2 protein-coding genes are annotated in these 2,311 nt (G+C 52.6%); one reads left to right on the top strand and one right to left on the bottom strand.

Annotated features, from left to right (window positions below):
- Positions 1–185 precede the first annotated feature (185 nt).
- Positions 186–1,832 carry an RNA-binding domain-containing protein gene (locus D7D26_RS11840; protein WP_120373177.1) on the bottom strand — a complete coding sequence of 549 codons (1,647 nt, stop codon included), beginning with the start codon at positions 1,830–1,832 and terminating at the stop codon, positions 186–188.
- 277 nt (positions 1,833–2,109) lie between these two features.
- Here D7D26_RS11840 and D7D26_RS11835 point away from each other — a divergent pair.
- A partial coding sequence (locus D7D26_RS11835) for an NAD-dependent epimerase/dehydratase family protein (RefSeq protein ID WP_120373176.1) occupies positions 2,110–2,311 on the top strand: 202 nt, incomplete at its 3' end.

The raw sequence follows: 2,311 nt of genomic DNA, 5'->3' as shown, positions 1-2,311 counted from the left end.
GTCTGCTGGGCTGGAAAGCGCGGAAATCGCTCGACGACATGTGCCGCGATTCCTGGAACTGGACGAAGAAGTCGCTGTCGTAGGATCAGCGAAGGGGTTCGTTGAAAACACGAAGAGACCGTCTCGAAAGTCAATCGAGGCGACCTCTTTTTGTGACGTATAGAGCCGTTACGAGCCCCAAACGCTCACCGCCCAACATAGCGGTATTTTGCGTAGCGGCCTTTGTTCACCGGTTCCAGAAGCCCTCGCGCCACAAGAGCCTTCAGGAGAATGTACGCCTGGGAAGCGCTGACATGCAGTAGCTGCATGACGTCTGACCGGGAAATAAAGTCGTTGCTTTTGGCAAATTCCGCAATCGATTCATGATACTTCGTCTTGTCTCCGTCAGCTCGGCGCACGTCTTCGATTTTACCCGTCTTCGTGGCATACGCTTTAAAACGAATCGCATAGGTGCCGGTTCTACCGCTGCCATATTCCTCGACAAGTCCGATCGCTGTCATTGAATCCAGGATAACTTTTATTGTGTTTTCTGGAATATTTATCTCTTCTGCCAGCCGTTTGACTGTCGACTTCGGACTATTCTTCAAGACGTTCAGGATCAGCAGAGCATTGAGCGAAAGAGGGCGTCCCGACCTGTTCTGTTCCTTCGCGATCAGCTCCGCAATCCGTCTGTCGGGCTCTCCCCGCGGAATAAACAAGGATACCGTCGCCGAGGTCGACGCAGAATAATCGGGCAACGGCTTGCCATAGAGCAACGAGCCTTCGAAGATCCGGTCGATCCCCCTGCCTGTCCGCTCTGCAAGACCGATACGTTTCAGCGCGTCCGCCAACAGAAGGTTTCTCCCATGCGGCTCGGCCGTGAGCAAATTGTTTATGGAGACGCCTTCGACAAACCCGCCGGGATTGGCGACCGTCAATCCTTCATCGCTTAACGCGACCCGGACTCTGCCGCTTTTGGCGTAATCTCTATGGCTAAAGGCGTTGACGACGGCTTCTCTGACCGCTCTTTTATCGAATTCCGGAATAGAGAGTCTGAAGAATCCTATGTCGAGCTCCCGATCGGGATTTCGAGCTTCCAAACCGCTATAGAGTTTCTCTATTGTCGATAAAATCGGCAATACGTAATCATCGTTACGACGGACTTCAGTTCCTTCCAACACCTGAAATGCAGCGGCATGCGTCGGCACAAAGCACTGAATGGCTTCCACCTTTCCGATCAGGAGAATACCCGTGACCGTGGGATACAGGACGCCGTTCTGTTCCCGAACCAATCCCAACGCCTTGTACAAGTCTCCGTCCGCCAGTTCCAACAACGTCTTGTCTCCGCTAAAGGACGATATCGATCGCTTGAGGCGTTCTGTTTCCAGGGGATCGAAATCTTTGATGCTGCTTTGGAACAAGGGCATGGCAGAATAATCGAGCAGACGTAAATCAGAGAGCCGCGTCGCGAATTCATAAGGATACATCGCCACGTTTTCGGGTTCTCCGTTGGCTTTGAGCCGCCGGTGAAGAACTTTTCCGGATGCGGTCGCAACAATTCCGCCGAATGACTTCGGCACCGATATTTTTAGCACGGGTTTCGTATCGCCGACGATTTCCGCCCTGACAGAGACAGGTGGTACGGTATTGTTCGCAATAAAAGCGCTGACCGTCGTCACGTTCCGATGCGCTTCATGAACGCCCGTTATTTCTCCCGAATCTTCGATGCCAAGATAAAGATCGCCGCCTTCCGTATTGGCGAACGCCACGACCGCTTCAAAAACATCGGCGTCCGGCAACTTCTTCTGATCGCTTTTGAACTCTATTGTCAACGTTTCTTTATTGGGCAGCATTTCAACACCTCCATCGCAATTCTAACACACATTTTGCGTTAGCATCAAATTTTCCAACGCAAAAACGCATTAAAAAAGACCTTGGCCAAGCTGTTGGCAAAAGAAGGATCTCGGGCAGTACTGCACCATGAAAGCGCCTCCGAGCAAAACCGAAAAGAACGCCGCGAGCTTTTCTCAGCGTCAGTAAAAAATAACTGATTCAGTGTATAATTTTCTCACAGAAGCAAGAGTTCACATTGTGCGCTACAGCTGACGCTTTCTCAGGGAAGAAAACACCATGAACGTTTTGCTTACCGGCGGGGCCGGTTTTATCGGGTCGCATACGGCGGTCGAACTGATCGCGGCGGGGCACGGCGTGGTGATCGCCGACGATCTGAGCAACAGCTCGGCTTCGGTGATCGAGCGGCTGCACGAATCCCTACGGCTGGACGAAGTTCATGATCGAGCAGATCCTGCGCGACGCGGCCGCCGCGGACGCG

The sequence above is a fragment of the Pyramidobacter sp. CG50-2 genome (genome assembly GCF_003612005.1).
Taxonomy (GTDB): domain Bacteria; phylum Synergistota; class Synergistia; order Synergistales; family Dethiosulfovibrionaceae; genus Pyramidobacter.
This window is presented reverse-complemented; position numbering and strand designations above follow the sequence as displayed.